Genomic DNA, 16,624 nt, shown 5'->3' with positions numbered 1-16,624 from the left:
CGGAGCGAGTCTATAGCTGCTGTTTGACAAGGTACGGGGACACGGTGCTGCGGTGCTCGTCGATGTCGAGCGCGCGGCCCAGCGCCGGGAACGCCCGCTGCGGGCAGTTGTCGCGTTCGCAGACGCGACAACCTGCGCCGATCGGCGTGGACACCTCGCCGGACAGGTCGAGTCCCTCGGAGTAGACCAGCCGGTGCGCGTGGCGCAGTTCGCAGCCGAGGCCGATCGCGAACGTCTTGCCGGGCTGGCCGTAGCGCTGCGCGCGGCGCTCGACGGTGCGGGCCACCCACATGTAGTTTCGCCCGTCGGGCATCTGGGCGATCTGCACTCCGATCTTGCCGGGGTTGGCGAACGTCTCGTAGACGTTCCACAGCGGGCAGGTGCCGCCGCTGGAGGAAAAGTGAAAACCGGTGGCGGACTGGCGTTTCGACATGTTTCCGGCGCGGTCGACCCGGACGAACGACAACGGCACACCGCGCATCGACGGCCGCTGCAGCGTGGACAGCCGGTGCGCGATGGTCTCGTAGCTGACCGAATAGAACGCCGACAGCCGCTCGACGTCGTAGCGGAACTCCTCGGCGACGTCGTGGAACTGCCCGTACGGCAACACCGTTGCGGCCGCGAAGTAGTTGGCCAGCCCGAGGCGCGCCAGCCGGGTGGACTCCTCGCCGGTGAACTTGCCCTCCTCGACGAGCCGGTCGATCAGCTCGCCGAACTCCAGGTACGCCAGCTCGGCGGCCATCTTGAACACCGTCTGGCCGGACGACAGGTGGTCGCTGATCTCCAACGTCTTGGTCGACGCGTCGTAGCGGTGCAGCACGGAGCCGCCCAGATCGCGGCGACGCACGATGCGCACCCCGTGCACCATGCTCAGCCGGTCCGACAGCTGGCGGGCCAGCTCGGCGCGGTGCATGCCCATCCGGATCGTGAGGTCCTCGGCGGCGGTGTCGAGCTCGTGCAGGTAGTTCTGCCGCTCGTAGAAGTAGTCGCGAACCTCCTCGTGCGGCATCGTGATCGCACCGGACCCCGAACTGCCGCCGCCCAGTGCGAACCGGTCCTCGGTCGCGGCCGCCAGGCGGGTGTTGGCGATCTGATAGCGGCGGTGCAGGTTGACCATCGCGCGGGCCATCGCCGGATGCGAGGCGACCAGGTCGGCGATCTCGGCGACGTCGACGTCGATGTCGAGGTCCCGATCCAGCGTCAGCTCCCGCAGTTCGGCGACCAGCCGGGTGTCGTCCTGGGAGGCGAAGAACGTCGCGTCGACGCCGAACACCTCGGTGATCCGCAGCAGCACCGCGACCGTCAGCGGTCGCACGTCGTGCTCGATCTGGTTGAGGTAACTCGGCGAGATGTCCAGCATCTGGGCCAGCGCCGCCTGGCTGAACCCGCGTTCGCCGCGGAGTTGTCGAATGCGCGAACCGACAAACGTTTTCGCCACGTCAACCAGCGTAACAACACTGCGAAGGGGTGCTTCGCATTGTTGGCAGAACCGGCCCTGTGGCAGGATCGGCCCGTGAGTACCAAGCGGGGCCCCGGACTCGCGAAGGCGATGACGCCCGTCCCCGACCCGCATCCCGACGTGTTCGACATCGAGTGGCCGCTGCGGGTCGCCGACGTCGACCGCGAGGGCCGGCTCAAGTTCGACGCCGCCACCCGGCACATCCAGGACATCGGCTCCGATCAGCTGCGGGAGATGGGCTTCCAGGAGACCCACCCGCTGTGGATCGTGCGCCGCACGATGATCGACATGATCCGGCCCATCGAGTTCCAGGACATGCTGCGGCTGCGGCGCTGGTGTTCGGGCACATCGAACCGGTGGTGCGAGATGCGGGTGCGCATCGACGGGCGCAAGGGCGGGCTCATCGAGTCCGAGGCGTTCTGGATCAACATCAACCGCGAAACGCAGGGCCCGGCGCGCATCTCCGACGACTTCCTCGAGGGGCTGCGCCGCACCACCGACGTGGACCGGCTGCGCTGGAAGGCGTACCTGTCGGCGGGCAGCCGCGAGGACGCCGACGAGATCCGCGATTACCCGATCCGGGTCAGCGACATCGACATCTTCGACCACATGAACAACTCCGTGTACTGGTCGGTGATCGAGGACTACCTGCACCATCACCCGGAGCTGGCGCGCTATCCGCTGCGGGCGACGATCGAACACGACGCCGCGGTCGCGCTGGGGGACAAGATGGAGATCCTCAGCCATGTGCACCCGGCCGGGTCCACCGACCAGTTCGGTCCCGAGCTCGCCGACCGCACTGTTACAACGCTCACATACGCCGTCGGCGACGAGGCCAAAGCGGTCGCCGCGATCTTCTCGCTCTGATTGCCGCCCGGTTAACAGTACGGGCGTACTGACCAGCGGAAATGCGTTACCGACAAGTAACTTCTGAACCGGTTAAGTGCTAAGTGTTCTTCGCAACATTTGCAAAATCGGCGGAGTGCTTGGCTTAAGTTGGCAATGGAAACGGCTGGACCTGCGGTGATGTCATGAGGCATGCTCGGATTAGCAGAACGGCAAAGCCGTTTAGGTGTTAACAAGCCGGGTATCCCGGCAACGCCGCAGCGAAGTGAACAGATCCGGAGGAACACCATGTCAACCGTCGGCCAGCCGAAGAGCGCAGAAGAAATCCAGCGCGACTGGGACACCAACCCCCGCTGGAAGAACGTCACGCGTGACTACTCCGCCGAGGACGTCGTCGCACTGCAGGGCACCGTCGTCGAAGAGTCGACCCTGGCCCGCCGCGGCGCCGAGATCCTGTGGAACCAGCTGCACGACATGGAGTTCGTCAACGCGCTCGGTGCGCTGACCGGCAACATGGCGGTCCAGCAGGTCCGCGCCGGCCTGAAGGCCATCTACCTGTCCGGGTGGCAGGTCGCCGGCGACGCCAACCTGTCCGGCCACACCTACCCCGACCAGAGCCTGTACCCGGCCAACTCGGTGCCGCAGGTGGTCCGCCGCATCAACAACGCGCTGCTGCGTGCCGACGAGATCGCCAAGGTCGAGGGCGACACCTCGGTCGAGAACTGGCTGGTGCCGATCGTCGCCGACGGCGAGGCCGGCTTCGGTGGTGCGCTCAACGTCTACGAGCTGCAGAAGGCGATGATCGCTGCCGGTGTGGCGGGCTCGCACTGGGAGGACCAGCTGGCCTCGGAGAAGAAGTGCGGCCACCTCGGTGGCAAGGTGCTGATCCCGACCCAGCAGCACATCCGCACCCTGACCTCGGCGCGCCTGGCGGCCGACGTCGCCGACGTGCCGACCGTCGTCATCGCGCGCACCGACGCCGAGGCGGCCACCCTGATCACCTCCGATGTGGACGAGCGCGACCAGCCGTTCATCTCCGGTGAGCGGACCAAGGAAGGCTTCTACCGGGTCAAGAACGGCATCGAGCCGTGCATCGCCCGCGCCAAGGCCTATGCGCCGTACGCCGACCTGATCTGGATGGAGACCGGCACCCCGGACCTGGAACTGGCCAAGAAGTTCGCCGAGGGCGTGCAGGCCGAGTTCCCGGACCAGATGCTGGCCTACAACTGCTCGCCGTCGTTCAACTGGAAGAAGCACCTCGACGACGCGACGATCGCGAAGTTCCAGAAGGAGCTCGGCGCGATGGGCTTCAAGTTCCAGTTCATCACGCTGGCCGGCTTCCACGCCCTGAACTACTCGATGTTCGATCTGGCCTACGGCTACGCCCGCAACCAGATGAGCGCCTACGTCGAGCTGCAGGAGCGCGAGTTCGCTGCCGAGGAGCGTGGCTACACCGCCACGAAGCACCAGCGCGAGGTCGGCGCCGGCTACTTCGACCGGATCGCCACCACCGTCGACCCGACCAGCTCGACCACCGCGCTGAAGGGTTCGACCGAAGAGGGTCAGTTCCACTAAGCAAGTCCGCCGAGCGCACGGTTGTTGTACGCAAACGTCGAGTAGACGCGTCAACAACCGTGCGCTCGGCGTCTGCTAGGAAGAACCCGTGAGCATTCAACGAGTGGGCGTCGTGGGCGCCGGGCAGATGGGCTCGGGGATCATCGAGGTCTCCGCGAAGGCCGGCGCGAACGTCGTCGTCTACGAGCCTTCCGAGGAACTTCTCGACGCCGGACGCAAGCGGATCACCGGATCGCTGGAGCGGGCGGCGAGCAAGGGCAAGCTGTCCGAGGCCGACCGCGACGCGACCCTGGCGCGGCTGTCGTACACCACGTCGCTCGCCGACCTCGCCGACCGGCAGCTGGTGATCGAGGCCGTCGTCGAGGACGAGACCGTCAAGGGCAAGATCTTCGCCCAGCTCGACGAGATCATCACCGATCCCGATGCGGTGCTGGCGTCGAACACGTCGAGCATCCCGATCATGAAAATCGCTGCGGCGACGAAGAATCCGAGCCGTGTGCTGGGGTTGCACTTCTTCAACCCGGTGCCGGTGCTGCCGCTCGTCGAGCTGGTCAACACGTTGGTGACGTCGGAGGGTGCGCTCGCGCGGACCGAGCAGTTCGCGAGCGAGGTGCTGGGCAAGCAGGTGGTGCGGTGTTCTGACCGTTCGGGTTTCGTGGTCAACGCGCTGCTGGTGCCGTACCTGCTGTCGGCGATCAGGATGGTCGAGGCCGGTGTCGCGACGGTCGAGGACGTCGACACCGCGATCGTGGCCGGGCTGTCGCATCCGATGGGGCCGCTGCGGCTTTCGGACCTGATCGGGCTGGACACCATGAAGCTGATCGCCGACTCGATGTTCGAGGAGCTCAAGGACGCGCACTACGCGCCGCCGCCGCTGCTGCTGCGCATGGTCGAGGCCGGCCAGCTGGGCAAGAAGTCCGGCCAGGGCTTCTACACGTACTGACCCCTTTCTTGCGCCGAGCGCACGGTTGTGAACGTGAACGCCGAGTACGGGCGCGAACAACCGTGCGCTCGCGAGTCGATCAGGCAGGGTAACCGCGACTGGCCAGCGCCTGGCGGACGCGTCGTACTATCTCGGGTCGTTGATAGCGCAACTGGCGGGCGCTGACGCGGACGATCAACCATCCTCTCGCGGCGAGGAACTCGAGCCGTTCGATGTCGCCGGCATGGATGTCCGGATCGGTCCAGTGTTGTTCGCCGTCGTACTCGACGCCGACCTTCCATTCGAGCCACCCCATGTCGATGCGCCGTACCACCCGTCCCCAATCGTCGGTGACGGGAATCTGCGTGCCGGGACGATCGAGACCTGACTGGACGAGCAGGAGTCGGAGGCGGGTCTCCTGCGGGGATTCGGCGCCCGCGTCGACGTAGCTCAGGGTCTCGCGGAGCTGTCGGATCCCGCGAGCGCCCGGATATCGCGCCGCGATCGAATAGACCTCGGCGAGATCGCCTTTCGTCGAGTGCAACAGATCGTCGATACGGATCACCCCGGATTCGAGGCGCAGTCTTCTGCCCAGGTCGTATGCGGTGCGGGCAACGGTCGTACAACTGATGCTGTCGACCTCGCACAACTCGTCGTCTGCGATCTTTCCGCTGTGAATCTGGATTCCGGGCGCTCCGGGCCGACGGGTCCGGGCGAGCTCGACCGGGGCGTCGGCCGGGACATATCTGGCGCCCAGCATGGCGGCCGCGGAATGACCGGACAGCGTTGCGGTGCGTCCTGACCAGAGCCACGCCGCGTGCGCGCGATCGGCGGCAGTGAGTACCTCGCCGGCTCGGCAGTAGACGTTGCGATGGATCCGGGCGTAGCTCCGCATCAGGTCGCGGCGGGTCAGGTGGCCGGTCGCAAGTTCTTCAGAAGCGACGATCAGGCGAGTTCGCATGCATCAATCGTCGGGTGCCTGATGGTGAGGCAGCAGCGGCAATTGCTTTTCCTGTGGATAACCCTTCGCCGAGAGCACGCTTATGTACACAAGCTGCGAGTGGGAGCGCTAACAAGCGTGCGCTCGGCGCCCAAGAAGTTAGGAGTCCAGCAGGCGCCGGCGCTCCGTGGCGACGTCGAAATCGGCTGCCGGGTACGACAAATCGAGGCCCTCGAGCGCGTCGATCAGCAGTTCGGTGATCGCCAGCCGGCTGTACCAGCGGCGGTCCGCGGGTACGACGTGCCACGGCGCGTAATCGGTCGACGTGCGATCGAGCACCGCCTGATAGGCCTCCTGGTACTGCGGCCACAGCAGGCGTTCGTCGACGTCGCCGGGGTTGTACTTCCAGTATTTCGTCGGGTCGTCGAGCCGCTCGAGCAGCTGCTCCTTCTGCTCCTCGAGCGAGATGAACATCGCGACCTTCACCAAAGTCGTTCCGCTGTCGACGAGTTCGCGTTCGAACGCGTTGATCTCGTCGTAGCGCGCACCCCACACCTCCGGCGGCACCAGGTTGCGCACCCGCACGATCAGCACGTCCTCGTAGTGCGACCGGTCGAAGACGCCGATGTGCCCCGGCGGCGGCAGCGCCCGCCGGATCCGCCACAAGAAGTCGTGTTCGAGCTCCTCGGGAGTCGGCTTGCCGAACGCGGTGTACCGCACGCCCATCGGATTAACGGCGCCGACAACATGTTTGACGATGCCGCCCTTGCCCGCGGCGTCCATGCCCTGCAGCACGAGCAGCACCGAGCGGTGGTCGTCGGCGCCCTTCGAGCTGGCGTACAGCATCTCCTGCAGCTCCGCGAGCCGCTCACTGCGCGCCGCCTGCACCGGCGCCGCGTCGGCCTTTGCCCCGTCGAATCCCGGTGTCGCCGAAGTGTCGAGCCCGGCCACCGTCGCGCCGGGTCGGAACCGCAGCGCCTCGGCGATCGTCGACGTCACGCGGTGTCCGGCCGTGGCGGCAACATCGGCGACGGATGCGGCTGCCTGCGGAACTTCTCCAGCGAGCCGCCGACCTCGACGATGCCGCACAGCGCGTTCCACGACAGCATCGTCAGGTAGTCGATCAGCTCCTCGGCGGTCATCCGCGGGTTCGACATCCACGAGTGCGTGGCCAGCTGCACCCCGCCGACGGTGTGGTAGGCCCACGGCTCCACGCCGCCGGTGTCCATGCCCGCAGCCACCATCCGTCGCCGCAGCATCACCGCCAGCATGCGCGCGATGATCTGCTCCGACGTCGCGATCGCGCGGCTCTTGCTCGCCGAGTTGTTGGCCATCACGAACTGGTAGGGCTCGGGCTCGGCGGCCACCGTCTCGACGTAGACGCGGATGATCTCGCGGGTCAGCTCGAACCCGTCGAGGTTCGACGACAGCGCCGCGGCCATGTTGGGGATCAGCGTGGTCTGCGCGAACCGCATCATCACCGCGGTCGTCAGGTCGTTCTTGTCGACGAAGTAGCGGTACAGCACTGTCTTCGAGACGCCGATCTCGGCGGCGATCTCATCCATGCTGACGTTGCTGCCGCGCCGCCGGATGGCTTCCAGCGTGCCGTCTACCAGCTCGTTGCGGCGTTCGACTTTGTGCTGGTGCCATCGCCGTTTGCGGCCATCGGTCTTGACTGCAACTGCCTGGGTCTGCTGTGCCACTATCCCCGTGATCCGTTCCCTAGTTCCCCTCGATAGTACGGCTGATCTTGACCGCGCGGGTTGTCGGACCGGGGGCCGCTCGCGCCGTAGCGGATGATGGAGGAGTGGCACACAGACCGAGCCCCGGCGGACCCGCGCAGACGGCTCTGCCCGGCCCGCGTCCGAGCTTCGCCGAGTCCCTAGCCGGCGCCGACTCGGCCGCCGATGCCGAGCGTCGGCGCAGCCTGCGGCGCATGAAGGTCGTCGCGCTGAGCTTCCTCGTCGGCGCCACCGTGATCTTCCTGGTGTGCACCTGGGCGCAGTCGGCCGGAGCGCCCGGCTGGGTCGGCTACGTGCGCGCCGCCGCCGAGGCCGGCATGGTCGGCGCGCTGGCCGACTGGTTTGCCGTCACCGCGCTGTTCAAGCATCCGCTGGGCATCCCGATCCCGCACACCGCGATCATCAAGCGCAAGAAGGATCAGCTGGGCGAGGGGCTGGGCACCTTCGTGCGGGAGAACTTCCTGTCACCGGAAGTGGTGTCGACAAAACTGCGCGACGCCGAGGTGGCCGGCCGGATGGGCAAGTGGCTGTCCGAGCGGGCGCACGCCGAACGCGTCGCGGCCGAAACCGCTACGGTGCTGCGGGTATTGGTGGAGATGCTGCGTGACGAGGACGTCCAGCAGGTGTTCGACCGGATGATCGTCAAACGCATCGCCGAACCGCAGTGGGGCCCGCCCGTCGGCCGGGTGCTCGCGACGCTGCTGGAGGAACGCCGCCAGGAGGCGCTGCTGCAACTGCTCGCCGACCGCGCGTTCCAGTGGTCGCTCAACGCCGGGCCGGTCATCGAGCGGGTGATCGAGCGCGATTCGCCGACCTGGTCGCCGCGCTGGGTGGACCATCTCGTCGGCGACCGCATCCACCGCGAACTGATGGACTTCACCGACAAGGTGCGCCGCAACCCCGACCACGAACTGCGCCGGTCGGCGACCCGCTTTTTGTTCGAGTTCGCCGACGATCTGCAGCACGACGAGGCCACGATCCAGCGCGCCGAGAACGTCAAGGAACAGATCATGGGCCGCGACGAGGTGGCCCGCGCCGCCGAGACCGCGTGGACGGCGGCCAAGCGGATCATCCTCGAGTCCGTCGACGACCCGTCCTCGGCGCTGCGCACCCGCATCGCCGACTCGGTGATGCGGATCGGGGAGTCGCTGCGCGACGACGTCGACCTGCGCGACAAGGTGGACAACTGGATCGTGCGCGCCGCGCAGCATCTGGTCGCCGAGTACGGCGTGGAGATCACCGCGATCATCACCGAGACCATCGAGCGCTGGGACGCCGACGAGGCCAGTCGCCGCATCGAACTCCACGTCGGCCGCGACCTGCAGTTCATCCGGATCAATGGCACCGTGGTGGGGTCGCTGGCCGGGCTGGTCATCTATTCGATAGCCCAGCTACTCTTCTGACCTGCGCTAACTAGTGCTTGCAAAAGTTAGCACCCCGTCGTACGGTAGTGGTGTCGCTTGTTGGATACCCGTTGCGCGAGGGGGCTACGAATGTCGCAGGACGAGAAGCTTGCCGTCGTCGTATCCAACGCCGCCCAGACCGCGGCGCAGGACATCGGGACGTTCATCCGCACCCAGCGGGAGGCCGCTCAGGTGTCCGTGCGACAGCTGGCCGAAAAGGCCGGCGTAAGCAATCCCTACCTCAGCCAGATCGAGCGGGGACTGCGCAAACCGTCTGCCGATGTCCTCAACCAGATCGCCAAGGCGCTGCGGGTGTCGGCAGAAGTGCTCTACGTCCGGGCCGGGATTCTCGAGCCCAGCGAGCCGAGCGAGGTCCGCGACGCGATCGTCAACGACACCGCGATCACCGAGCGGCAGAAGCAGGTGTTGCTCGAGATCTACACCTCGTTCTGCCAGCAGAACGAGGCCGAAGCGGCTCCGACAGGTGAGGAGCCGGCGACTGAGTAGAGACCTCGACTTCTTTCACCCGATGCAAACGAACTCCTGAGAAAGGAAAACCATGGCCAAGAACACCCCCGCCAAGAACCAGCCCACCGTTGACGACCTGAAGGCTCCGCTGCTCGCCGCCGTGGGCGCCGCCGACCTGGCCCTCGAGCGGGTCAACGAGATCGTCGCCACCCTGCGTGAGCGCGCCGGCGAGGCACGTACCGACTCCCGTACCCGCGTCGAGGACACCCGCGCCCGCATCGACCGGCTGCAGGAGGACCTGCCGTCGCAGTTCGGCGAGCTGCGCGAGCGGCTGAGCGCCGAGGAACTGCGCAAGTTCGCCGAGACCTACGCCGACGCCGCGCAGACCACCTACAACAAGCTCATCGAGCGCGGCGAGGTCGCGCTGGAGCGCCTGCGCACCCAGCCGGGCTTCACCGAGGCCGCCGGCCGGGTCGAGGGCTACACCGACCAGGCCGTCGAGCTGACCCAGGAGGCGCTGGGCAACGTCGCCGCCCAGACCCGTGCGGTCGGTGAGCGCGCCGCCAAGCTGGTCGGCGTCGAGCTGCCCAAGAAGGCCGACAAGGGCGCCGAGCCGGTGAAGACCGCCGCCAAGAAGGCCCCGGCCAAGGCGCCGGCCAAGAAGGCCCCCGCGAAGAAGGCGCCGGCCAAGAAGGCGGCCGCCAAGAAGGTCACCCAGAAGTAGTTCCCGGCAGCGGGTCGCAGGCCCAAAGTCGACCGAGGGGACGTAACCCGCCTAGTCTTGATGCGTGCAGCTCCAAGGCCTCGTGGGTTACGTCCTCTTCATTTTGCAGATCATCGTGCTCGCGGCGACGGTGTACGCGTTCGTGCACGCGGCGATGCAGCGGCCGGACGCCTACCCGGCCGCCGACAAGCTGACCAAGCCGGTATGGCTGGTGATCATCGGGGTCGGCGGGCTGCTCGCGTTGGTGCTCGGCGTCACCGGTACCGCGATCGCCGCCGTCGCCACCGGTGTCTATCTGGTCGACGTGCGTCCGAAACTGCTTGAGATCCAAGGGAAGTCGCGCTAGTGCGCCGATCCGTGGCCGCCGCGTTGGCGGCGGCGGGCGCGCTGACGTCCGCGCTCTGCGCCGCCCCGGTCGCCAACGCGACCCCCGCCCCGCCCTACGTCGACCACGTCGAGTGGGCCAAGTGGGGCGACCTGTCCAGCCTGCGCGTCTATCCCACCGCCGCGGGCCGGTCGGCCTCCGGGCCCGCGGTCTACGGGCCGGCCGAGCAGGCGTGGGCCGAAGTGCTGGCCCAGTCGCCGGACGCCGACATCCCGGGAATGAAGCCGCAGTTCCTGTGCCACTGGGAGTACGCCGAGCTCGGCTATCCCGGCAAGACCAGCTGGAATCTCGAGCCGTGGCGGCCCGAGGTCTCCTATCAGGAGATGCTGGAGGCCGGCTGTAATCCCGGCGGCACCGAAGAGCCGTTCTAGTGCCCGACGGGTATCGCCGCGACCAGGTCGCCGCGCTGGTCGACCACACGCTGCTCAAACCCGAAGCCACCGCCGCCGACGTGGCGGCGCTCGCGCAGGAGGCCGCCGCGCTCGGGGTGTACGCGATCTGCGTGTCGCCGTCGATGGTCGCGGCCGCCAAGCACGCGGGTTCGCCAGCCCAAAAGCTCTGCGCCGTAGCGGGATTCCCGTCGGGCAAGCACCTGTCGGCGATCAAGGCCGAGGAGGCGCGGATCGCGGTCGCCGACGGCGCCGACGAGATCGACATGGTGATCGACGTCGGGGCCGCGCTGCAGGGCGACATCGCCGCGGTCGGCGCCGACGTGGCCGCGGTCCGCTCGGCGGTCGGGGAGCACACCGTCTTGAAGGTCATCGTCGAATCCGCGGCGCTGTTGCTGCTCGGCACCGAGCAGACGTTGCTGGACGTGTGCCGGGCGGCCGCCGACGCCGGGGCCGACTTCGTCAAGACCTCGACCGGCTTCCATCCCGCGGGCGGCGCGTCGGTGCGGGCCGTCGAACTGATGGCGACCGTCGGGCCGCAGGTCAAGGCCAGCGGCGGCATCCGGACCGCCGCCGACGCGACCGCGATGCTGGCCGCGGGCGCCGGCCGGCTCGGCCTGTCCGGGACTCGTGCGGTCCTCGACGCTCTGCCCTGACCGCACAGCGCCGGTAATTGACTACAGCGTGAAAATTTGCTGTAGGGTAGTGAGCGACTTTTCGAGAGGTCGCGGCCGGGGCTTCCGCCGCCGTTGAAACCACAGATAGGATCCGATCATGATGACCAAGACGGGTTTGCTTCGACGTGTTCCGGTCGTGGCCGGTGTGGCCGCGGTTCTGGCGCTGGGCGCCGCCGCCTGCTCCAGCGAAGAGGAGCAGGCCCCCGAGACGTCGACCACCACGACGACCACCACGACGACCGGCCCGGCCGCCACCCCGACCGAGAAAGCCCCGCGGATCAACCCGAACGAGCCGAACCCGTTCACGCCGACGCATCTTGCTCCGCCTCCGGCGACGGCCACCCCCGGCCATCACTGATCGTCGTCTCACGGCGCTGGGCGCCGTAGCGCTGCTCGTCTGTTCCGTCGTCAGCGCCGCCTGCGCCCCACAGCACCGGGCCGCGATCACCGGACCGGTGGCCGCGCTGCTCGCGGACTCGGCCGACCTCGGTCCGTCCGCGGCGGGAGACGTGCAGCTGACGGTGACCCTGGCCGACGCGTCCGCCGCCGATGCTCTGACGGCATGGGCCGGCGCGCGCGGGCTGTGGGTGCGCGCCCGGCCCGGTGACGGCTGGGCGGTCGTGGAGGGCGCGGCCGCCGACGTCGCCCGCGCGTTCGGCGTCCCGGTGCACGACTACCGCGCGCCCAAGGGCCGCGTCTTCTACGCCTCACCGGAGCAACCGGTCACGCCGCCAGAGCTGCGCGGCGCGGTCACCGGGCTGGGCCGGATCATGAGCTACACCCCGCACCGCACGAAATCGCCGGGCTTTCTTCCGCTCGACGTGCCGAAGGGCGGACTGACCCCGCAGGGACTGCTCGACGCGTACAACGCGACGCCGCTCGCCGACGCCGGGTTCACCGGCAAGGGTGCGACGATCGTGTTCTTCGCGTTCGACGGCGTCGATCAGGACGACCTCGACCTGTTCGCCGACACGTCGGGTCTGCCCCGCTTCACGCCGGACGTGGTCGGCGACATGCCGGAGGAGCGGCACGGTGAGACGGCGATGGATCTGCAAGTGGCCCATGCCATTGCGCCCGACGCGCGGCTGGTGGTCGTCAACGCCCGGCCCACGGTCGACGGCGACGGCGCCTACGAGAAACTCGGCCGGCTGTTCGAGTCGGTGAACCGCGACTATCCCGGCGCGGTGTGGAGTCTGTCGATCGGCTGGGGTTGCGAGGCGTTCGTCACCGCCGCCGATCTGGCGCCGGTGGAGGCCGCGCTGGCCGCCGCGCAGCGCCGCGGCACGTCGGCCTTCGACGCCAGCGGAGACACCGCGGGGCTGGAATGCAAAGGCGGAGACCAGTGGTCGGCGCCGCCCGGGCCTGACGACATTGGGCTCGACGCGGTGGCCTCGCTGCCCGCGATCACCTCGGTGGGCGGCACCACCTTGTCGACCGGCAAGAACGGGCAGTGGCTGGCCGAGCACGCCTGGGTGGATTCGCCGCTGTCGCAGGGGACCAGCGGCGGGGTGTCCACACTGTTCGAGCGACCGGCGTGGCAGAAGCGCTTGACGGTAGAGCGCGACACGGCAGGCAGGCGGTTGGCGCCCGACGTGTCCGCGGTGGCCGATCCGTTCACCGGTGTGCGGTTCGTCTTCGGGCAGCGCGACGTGATGGGCGGCGGGACATCACAATCGGCGCCGATCTGGGCGGCGCTGACTGTGCTGATGAACCAGTACCTGGTGGCCAACGGCGGCCGGCAGTTGGGCAACCTCAACCCGCTGCTGTACCGTGTCGCGGCCGGGTCCAGGCTGCCGGGGTTCCGTGACGTGCGCCGCGGCGGCAACGCCGTCGACCTCGCCGACTCCGGTTACGACCTCGCGACCGGCCTGGGCACCCCGAACACCTACAACCTGGCGCAGAACCTGCTCGACCTGCAACGGGCGGGCGTGCGTTGAGACTGCGGAACTCGTTGCTGGGCAGCCTGTTTCCTGACCTACCCCGGCGCGCCCGGGTGCCGTTCGTCGTCGCCCTCGGGGTCCTGGTAGCGCTGTTGGCGGTTTCGGGGCTGCTGCGGTGGCAGGCGGCGATGATCTCCGCGGGGTCACTCGGGTTGACGCTGTTGTTCGTGCTGTACCTGCGGGCGGTCGCGGCGGCACCGGCGCGGGTCCTGGTCTGGTGTGCGGTGCTGGCCGCCGGTCTCGGCGCCGGCTGGGGACTGCTCAGCGGCGCGCTGGTCGCGCAGTCGCACGACGTCGGGCTCAGTGTCACCGAAACCGACGACGAGCGGTTGCTCGTCAGCATCGGGATACCGCTCGGCAGCGCGCTTCTCATGCTGATGCCCGCGCTGGTCTTTCGTGCGTTACGGCCGGTGCAGGGATACGCGATCGGCGCCTGGGGTGCGGTGGTGTTCACCGCCGCCGCGACCTTGGTGCGGCTGGCGCCCCAGTTCACGACCGGGGTCGTCGCCGACGAGCGCCCCGCTGCAGCGCTCCTGGTGCAGGCGGCGATCCAGGGTGTCGCGCTGCCACTGACCGCGGCGGCGCTCGGCGGGCTGGTCGGTATCACGGTAGCCTCGCGGAAGCGAGGACCCGCGGTCGCGAGTGTCCTTGTCGCACTGGCGCTGTTCGCGGTCATGGGAGTGACCGAGTTCCTGCCGATGCTGCACGGCCTGCACCTGGTCGTGCACGTGCTGCTCGCGGTGGTCGCGCTGTGGGCGCTCGGTGTGGCGCAACGCGCAGTGGTGCCCGAGCCCGTGTCGACAGAGGTCAGTTCGGTGCGGGTGTTGGCGACGTTCACCGTCGCGGTCGCGGTGGTGGCCGCCGCGGGTTCGGCGGTCTCGCTGGTGACGACGCCGGACCTCGGCAGGATCGTGTGCCCGCCGGACTGCGGCCGCCCGCCGATCGGCGAGCCGATCGAATCGAACCCCCGCTTCTACGCCGAGGACGGGGCGTTCTCGGTGCAGTACCCCGGCCCCGGCAGCGCTTACGAGGCCACGCTGCATCCCGACGGTGTCGAGGTGGAGTTCACCGGCGGCGACACCGGCACGCTGGAGTTGTTCGGGATGCCGGCCGAGAACCGCAGCCCGAAGCAGATCGCCGACGAGCTGATCGACGCGTATTACCCCGACGCGACAACCGAATACGAGATCCCCAACGCGATGGTCGGCTATCAGCCCGGCTACGGCGTCGTCGCCGACGACTACCCGCAGGACGCCAACGGCAGCTTCACCCGGCTGCGGCTGATCGTGATGGTCGCGGTCCGCGACGATTACGCGTTGGTGGCCGCCGCGGCCGGGCCGTACCGCGAGTTCACCCAGGACTTCGGCACCGGCCACCCGTCGGGCGCCAACCTGCAGCTCGCCATGGACATGGGCAAGTACGTCAACAGTTTTCGCTGGGGCGGCGTCAGCGTGTGACGGTCACAGCCCCGCGAAGCACGGGTCCTGCTGACCCTTCGGGATGTCGGCGTTGGTCGTCGAGAACTGGCTCTCCACACCGGAATCGGTGACCTTCACCGAATCCGCCTTGATTCCCATCGGGTAATTCTTGGTCAGCTGGCCGAGGAACGCGTCCAGCGCCGGCTGGACGGTTTCGCGCGGCAGCGTGAACCCCAGCCCGGTCAACTCGACCACCTGCAGCGAGATCCCGTTGTCGACGACGGCGGGCTTGGCCCTGATAGAGCCGAGCGCACCCTTGAGTTCGATCGTGCCGTCGGACGGGTTGGTGCTCACGCCGTTGACGAACGCGCCGATGAGCGGGATCGAATCGGCGATGGTCTGCTGGATGCCCGCCGAGGACCAGGTGATGTTCGCGACGAGCGAGCCGACCGATCCGCTCGAGTTGGCGGTGTCCTCGAGTCGGACGTCGTTGATCTCGAGGTTGACCTTCATGCCCTTGGCGTCGCGGATCTGGTTGCCCGCGGTCTCGACGCGGATGTTGGTGTAGTGGCCGCTCATGTGCTGGATCAGGAACGGCGGCATCACGCCGAACGAGGCGCTGGCCTCGTCCTGCACCACACACGACACGGCCTGCCCGACGACCGTGTCGGCGCGGCTGCGGGCGTACAGCTCACCGCCGAGCAGGCCGGCCAGCACCAGCGCCACCACGATCACGAACACCAGCACGATCGACAGCGGGTCGCTGAAGACCTTCTTGAGCCGCGACCCGGTCGAGGCGGGCGGTCCCTGCGGCGGCGGACCTTGCGGCGGGGGACCCTGCGGAGGCGGTCCCTGAGGCGGCGGGAGCTGGCCCTCCGGCGGAGGCGGTGGCTGGTTCGGGCGGGCCCAGGGGTCGGTCACGCCCGCGATTCTGCCTTACGGCGACGAGTGAAGTCCGCGCGGTTGTTCATCACCGCGACGGTCTCGCGGGCGGTGCGCCCGGCCTCCAGATCGAGATCGGCCACCACCAACTGCGGGTCGGCGCCCGCCGCGGACACCACCTCACCCAGCGGGGACGCGACGAGGCTGCCACCCACACCGGTCGGGCCCAGCGCCGCGATGTCGGGTGCCGGACAGCCCTGGTCGACCGCCGCGACGTAGCCCGTCGTATCGATCGCGCGCGCCCGGGCCAGCAACGTCCACTGGTCGAGCTTGCCGGGCCCGCTGCCCCACGAGGCGTGCACGGTGATCAGCTCGGCCCCGCGCTCGGCCAGCTCGACGTACAGCTCGGGAAAGCGCACGTCGTAGCACAACGTCAACCCGACGCGGACCCCGTCGACGTCGATCAGCACCGGTTCGCGGCCCGGCGCGACGGTCTTGGACTCCTGGAACCCGAACGCGTCGTAGAGGTGGATCTTGTCGTAGTGCGCGTCGACGCCGTCGCCGGTCGCGATCAGGGTGTTGAGGACGCGGCCGTCGTCCGACGGCGTGAACATCCCCGCGACGACGACCACGCCCGCGCGCTCGGCGATCGCGCGCACCCCGTCGGCCCACGGCCCGTCGACCGGCTCGGCCACCGGGGCGAGCGGCACCCCGAACCGGCACATCGTGGCCTCCGGGAACAGCACCATCCGGGCGCCGGCGTCGGCGGCGCGGCGGGTGTAGTTCTCGACCAGCCCGAGGTTGGCCCTCGGATCGGTTCCGCTCAGGATCTGCGCCATGGCAATCCGCATGCC

General features: G+C 68.5%; 18 protein-coding genes. 12 read left to right on the top strand and 6 right to left on the bottom strand.

All coding sequences use genetic code 11. From position 1 onward, the window contains the following. Positions 1 to 10: 10 nt before the first annotated feature. Positions 11 to 1,438 carry an acetate metabolism transcriptional regulator RamB gene (ramB, locus tag BLW81_RS02685; RefSeq protein WP_083405861.1) on the bottom strand — a complete coding sequence of 476 codons (1,428 nt, stop codon included), beginning with the start codon at positions 1,436 to 1,438 and terminating at the stop codon, positions 11 to 13. Between the two features lie 111 nt (positions 1,439 to 1,549). Here ramB and BLW81_RS02680 point away from each other — a divergent pair, with 111 nt between their 5' ends. The 3 genes from BLW81_RS02680 (at position 1,550) to BLW81_RS02670 (ending at position 4,823) form a co-directional block, all read left to right on the top strand. Beyond that, a complete protein-coding gene (locus BLW81_RS02680; RefSeq protein ID WP_083410280.1) occupies positions 1,550 to 2,326 on the top strand; it encodes an acyl-[acyl-carrier-protein] thioesterase in 777 nt (258 codons plus the stop codon). 267 nt (positions 2,327 to 2,593) lie between these two features. Continuing rightward, positions 2,594 to 3,880: an isocitrate lyase gene (gene aceA / locus BLW81_RS02675; RefSeq protein ID WP_083405860.1), complete on the top strand. Its 1,287-nt coding sequence runs from the start codon at positions 2,594 to 2,596 to the stop codon at positions 3,878 to 3,880. 88 nt (positions 3,881 to 3,968) lie between these two features. Continuing rightward, positions 3,969 to 4,823, top strand: a complete 855-nt coding sequence (locus BLW81_RS02670) for a 3-hydroxybutyryl-CoA dehydrogenase (protein ID WP_083405859.1) — start codon at positions 3,969 to 3,971, stop codon at positions 4,821 to 4,823. Between the two features lie 79 nt (positions 4,824 to 4,902). On the opposite strand, the gene BLW81_RS02665 is transcribed toward BLW81_RS02670, so the two are convergent. The 3 genes from BLW81_RS02665 to BLW81_RS02655 form a co-directional block, all read right to left on the bottom strand. Further along, a complete protein-coding gene (locus BLW81_RS02665; protein ID WP_083405858.1) occupies positions 4,903 to 5,763 on the bottom strand; it encodes a hypothetical protein in 861 nt (286 codons plus the stop codon). 138 nt (positions 5,764 to 5,901) lie between these two features. Beyond that, positions 5,902 to 6,741 (bottom strand): polyphosphate kinase 2 family protein, encoded by an 840-nt coding sequence (locus BLW81_RS02660; RefSeq protein WP_083405857.1) that lies wholly within the window; start codon positions 6,739 to 6,741, stop codon positions 5,902 to 5,904. Then, on the bottom strand, positions 6,738 to 7,445 hold the full coding sequence (locus tag BLW81_RS02655) for a TetR/AcrR family transcriptional regulator (RefSeq protein WP_083405856.1): 708 nt from the start codon (positions 7,443 to 7,445) through the stop codon (positions 6,738 to 6,740). The genes BLW81_RS02660 and BLW81_RS02655 overlap by 4 nt, the downstream gene beginning before the upstream one ends. A gap of 104 nt (positions 7,446 to 7,549) precedes the next feature. Here BLW81_RS02655 and BLW81_RS02650 point away from each other — a divergent pair, with 104 nt between their 5' ends. The 9 genes from BLW81_RS02650 to BLW81_RS02610 all read left to right on the top strand — a co-directional run bounded on the left by BLW81_RS02650 (position 7,550) and on the right by BLW81_RS02610 (position 14,927). Further along, complete coding sequence (locus BLW81_RS02650; RefSeq protein ID WP_157897553.1) at positions 7,550 to 8,887, top strand: DUF445 domain-containing protein; 1,338 nt, start codon at positions 7,550 to 7,552, stop codon at positions 8,885 to 8,887. Positions 8,888 to 8,977: 90 nt separating this feature from the next. Continuing rightward, positions 8,978 to 9,394: a helix-turn-helix domain-containing protein gene (locus BLW81_RS02645; RefSeq protein WP_083405855.1), complete on the top strand. Its 417-nt coding sequence runs from the start codon at positions 8,978 to 8,980 to the stop codon at positions 9,392 to 9,394. Between the two features lie 52 nt (positions 9,395 to 9,446). Further along, a complete protein-coding gene (locus BLW81_RS02640) occupies positions 9,447 to 10,079 on the top strand; it encodes a heparin-binding hemagglutinin (RefSeq protein WP_083405854.1) in 633 nt (210 codons plus the stop codon). Positions 10,080 to 10,143: 64 nt separating this feature from the next. Next, on the top strand, positions 10,144 to 10,425 hold the full coding sequence (locus BLW81_RS02635; RefSeq protein WP_083405853.1) for a DUF2516 family protein: 282 nt from the start codon (positions 10,144 to 10,146) through the stop codon (positions 10,423 to 10,425). Beyond that, entirely contained in the window at positions 10,425 to 10,835 is a 411-nt protein-coding gene (locus BLW81_RS02630) for a DUF2599 domain-containing protein (protein ID WP_083405852.1), read from the top strand. The genes BLW81_RS02635 and BLW81_RS02630 overlap by 1 nt, the downstream gene beginning before the upstream one ends. Then, positions 10,835 to 11,509 (top strand): deoxyribose-phosphate aldolase, encoded by a 675-nt coding sequence (gene deoC / locus BLW81_RS02625; RefSeq protein ID WP_083405851.1) that lies wholly within the window; start codon positions 10,835 to 10,837, stop codon positions 11,507 to 11,509. Before BLW81_RS02630 ends, deoC begins: the two co-directional genes overlap by 1 nt. 118 nt (positions 11,510 to 11,627) lie before the next feature. After that, complete coding sequence (locus BLW81_RS02620) at positions 11,628 to 11,888, top strand: hypothetical protein (protein WP_083405850.1); 261 nt, start codon at positions 11,628 to 11,630, stop codon at positions 11,886 to 11,888. After that, positions 11,881 to 13,467, top strand: coding sequence for a S53 family peptidase (locus BLW81_RS02615; RefSeq protein ID WP_083410278.1), 1,587 nt, complete (start codon positions 11,881 to 11,883; stop codon positions 13,465 to 13,467). The genes BLW81_RS02620 and BLW81_RS02615 overlap by 8 nt, the downstream gene beginning before the upstream one ends. After that, complete coding sequence (locus BLW81_RS02610) at positions 13,464 to 14,927, top strand: zinc ribbon domain-containing protein (protein WP_235632152.1); 1,464 nt, start codon at positions 13,464 to 13,466, stop codon at positions 14,925 to 14,927. Before BLW81_RS02615 ends, BLW81_RS02610 begins: the two co-directional genes overlap by 4 nt. 3 nt (positions 14,928 to 14,930) lie before the next feature. On the opposite strand, the gene BLW81_RS02605 is transcribed toward BLW81_RS02610, so the two are convergent. Both BLW81_RS02605 and BLW81_RS02600 read right to left on the bottom strand, forming a co-directional pair. After that, on the bottom strand, positions 14,931 to 15,809 hold the full coding sequence (locus BLW81_RS02605) for an LmeA family phospholipid-binding protein (protein WP_083405849.1): 879 nt from the start codon (positions 15,807 to 15,809) through the stop codon (positions 14,931 to 14,933). Continuing rightward, positions 15,806 to 16,621, bottom strand: coding sequence for a carbon-nitrogen hydrolase family protein (locus BLW81_RS02600; protein WP_083405848.1), 816 nt, complete (start codon positions 16,619 to 16,621; stop codon positions 15,806 to 15,808). The genes BLW81_RS02605 and BLW81_RS02600 overlap by 4 nt, the downstream gene beginning before the upstream one ends. Positions 16,622 to 16,624 lie beyond the last annotated feature (3 nt).

Source organism: Mycolicibacterium rutilum (genome assembly GCF_900108565.1).
Lineage (GTDB): Bacteria > Actinomycetota > Actinomycetes > Mycobacteriales > Mycobacteriaceae > Mycobacterium > Mycobacterium rutilum.
The sequence above is the reverse complement of the archived record's forward strand: the minus strand, read 5'-3'. Positions and strand labels throughout refer to the sequence as shown.

What these genes read in the sequence shown, in the direction of transcription:
- BLW81_RS02680 (WP_083410280.1), top strand. Translation starts at nt 1,550, where the DNA reads ATGACGCCCGTCCCCGACCCGCATCCCGACGTGTTCGACATCGAGTGG.
- aceA (WP_083405860.1), top strand. Translation starts at nt 2,594, where the DNA reads ATGTCAACCGTCGGCCAGCCGAAGAGCGCAGAAGAAATCCAGCGCGAC.
- BLW81_RS02665 (WP_083405858.1), bottom strand. Translation starts at nt 5,763, where the DNA reads ATGCGAACTCGCCTGATCGTCGCTTCTGAAGAACTTGCGACCGGCCAC.
- BLW81_RS02645 (WP_083405855.1), top strand. Translation starts at nt 8,978, where the DNA reads ATGTCGCAGGACGAGAAGCTTGCCGTCGTCGTATCCAACGCCGCCCAG.
- BLW81_RS02640 (WP_083405854.1), top strand. Translation starts at nt 9,447, where the DNA reads ATGGCCAAGAACACCCCCGCCAAGAACCAGCCCACCGTTGACGACCTG.
- BLW81_RS02620 (WP_083405850.1), top strand. Translation starts at nt 11,628, where the DNA reads ATGATGACCAAGACGGGTTTGCTTCGACGTGTTCCGGTCGTGGCCGGT.
- BLW81_RS02600 (WP_083405848.1), bottom strand. Translation starts at nt 16,621, where the DNA reads ATGCGGATTGCCATGGCGCAGATCCTGAGCGGAACCGATCCGAGGGCC.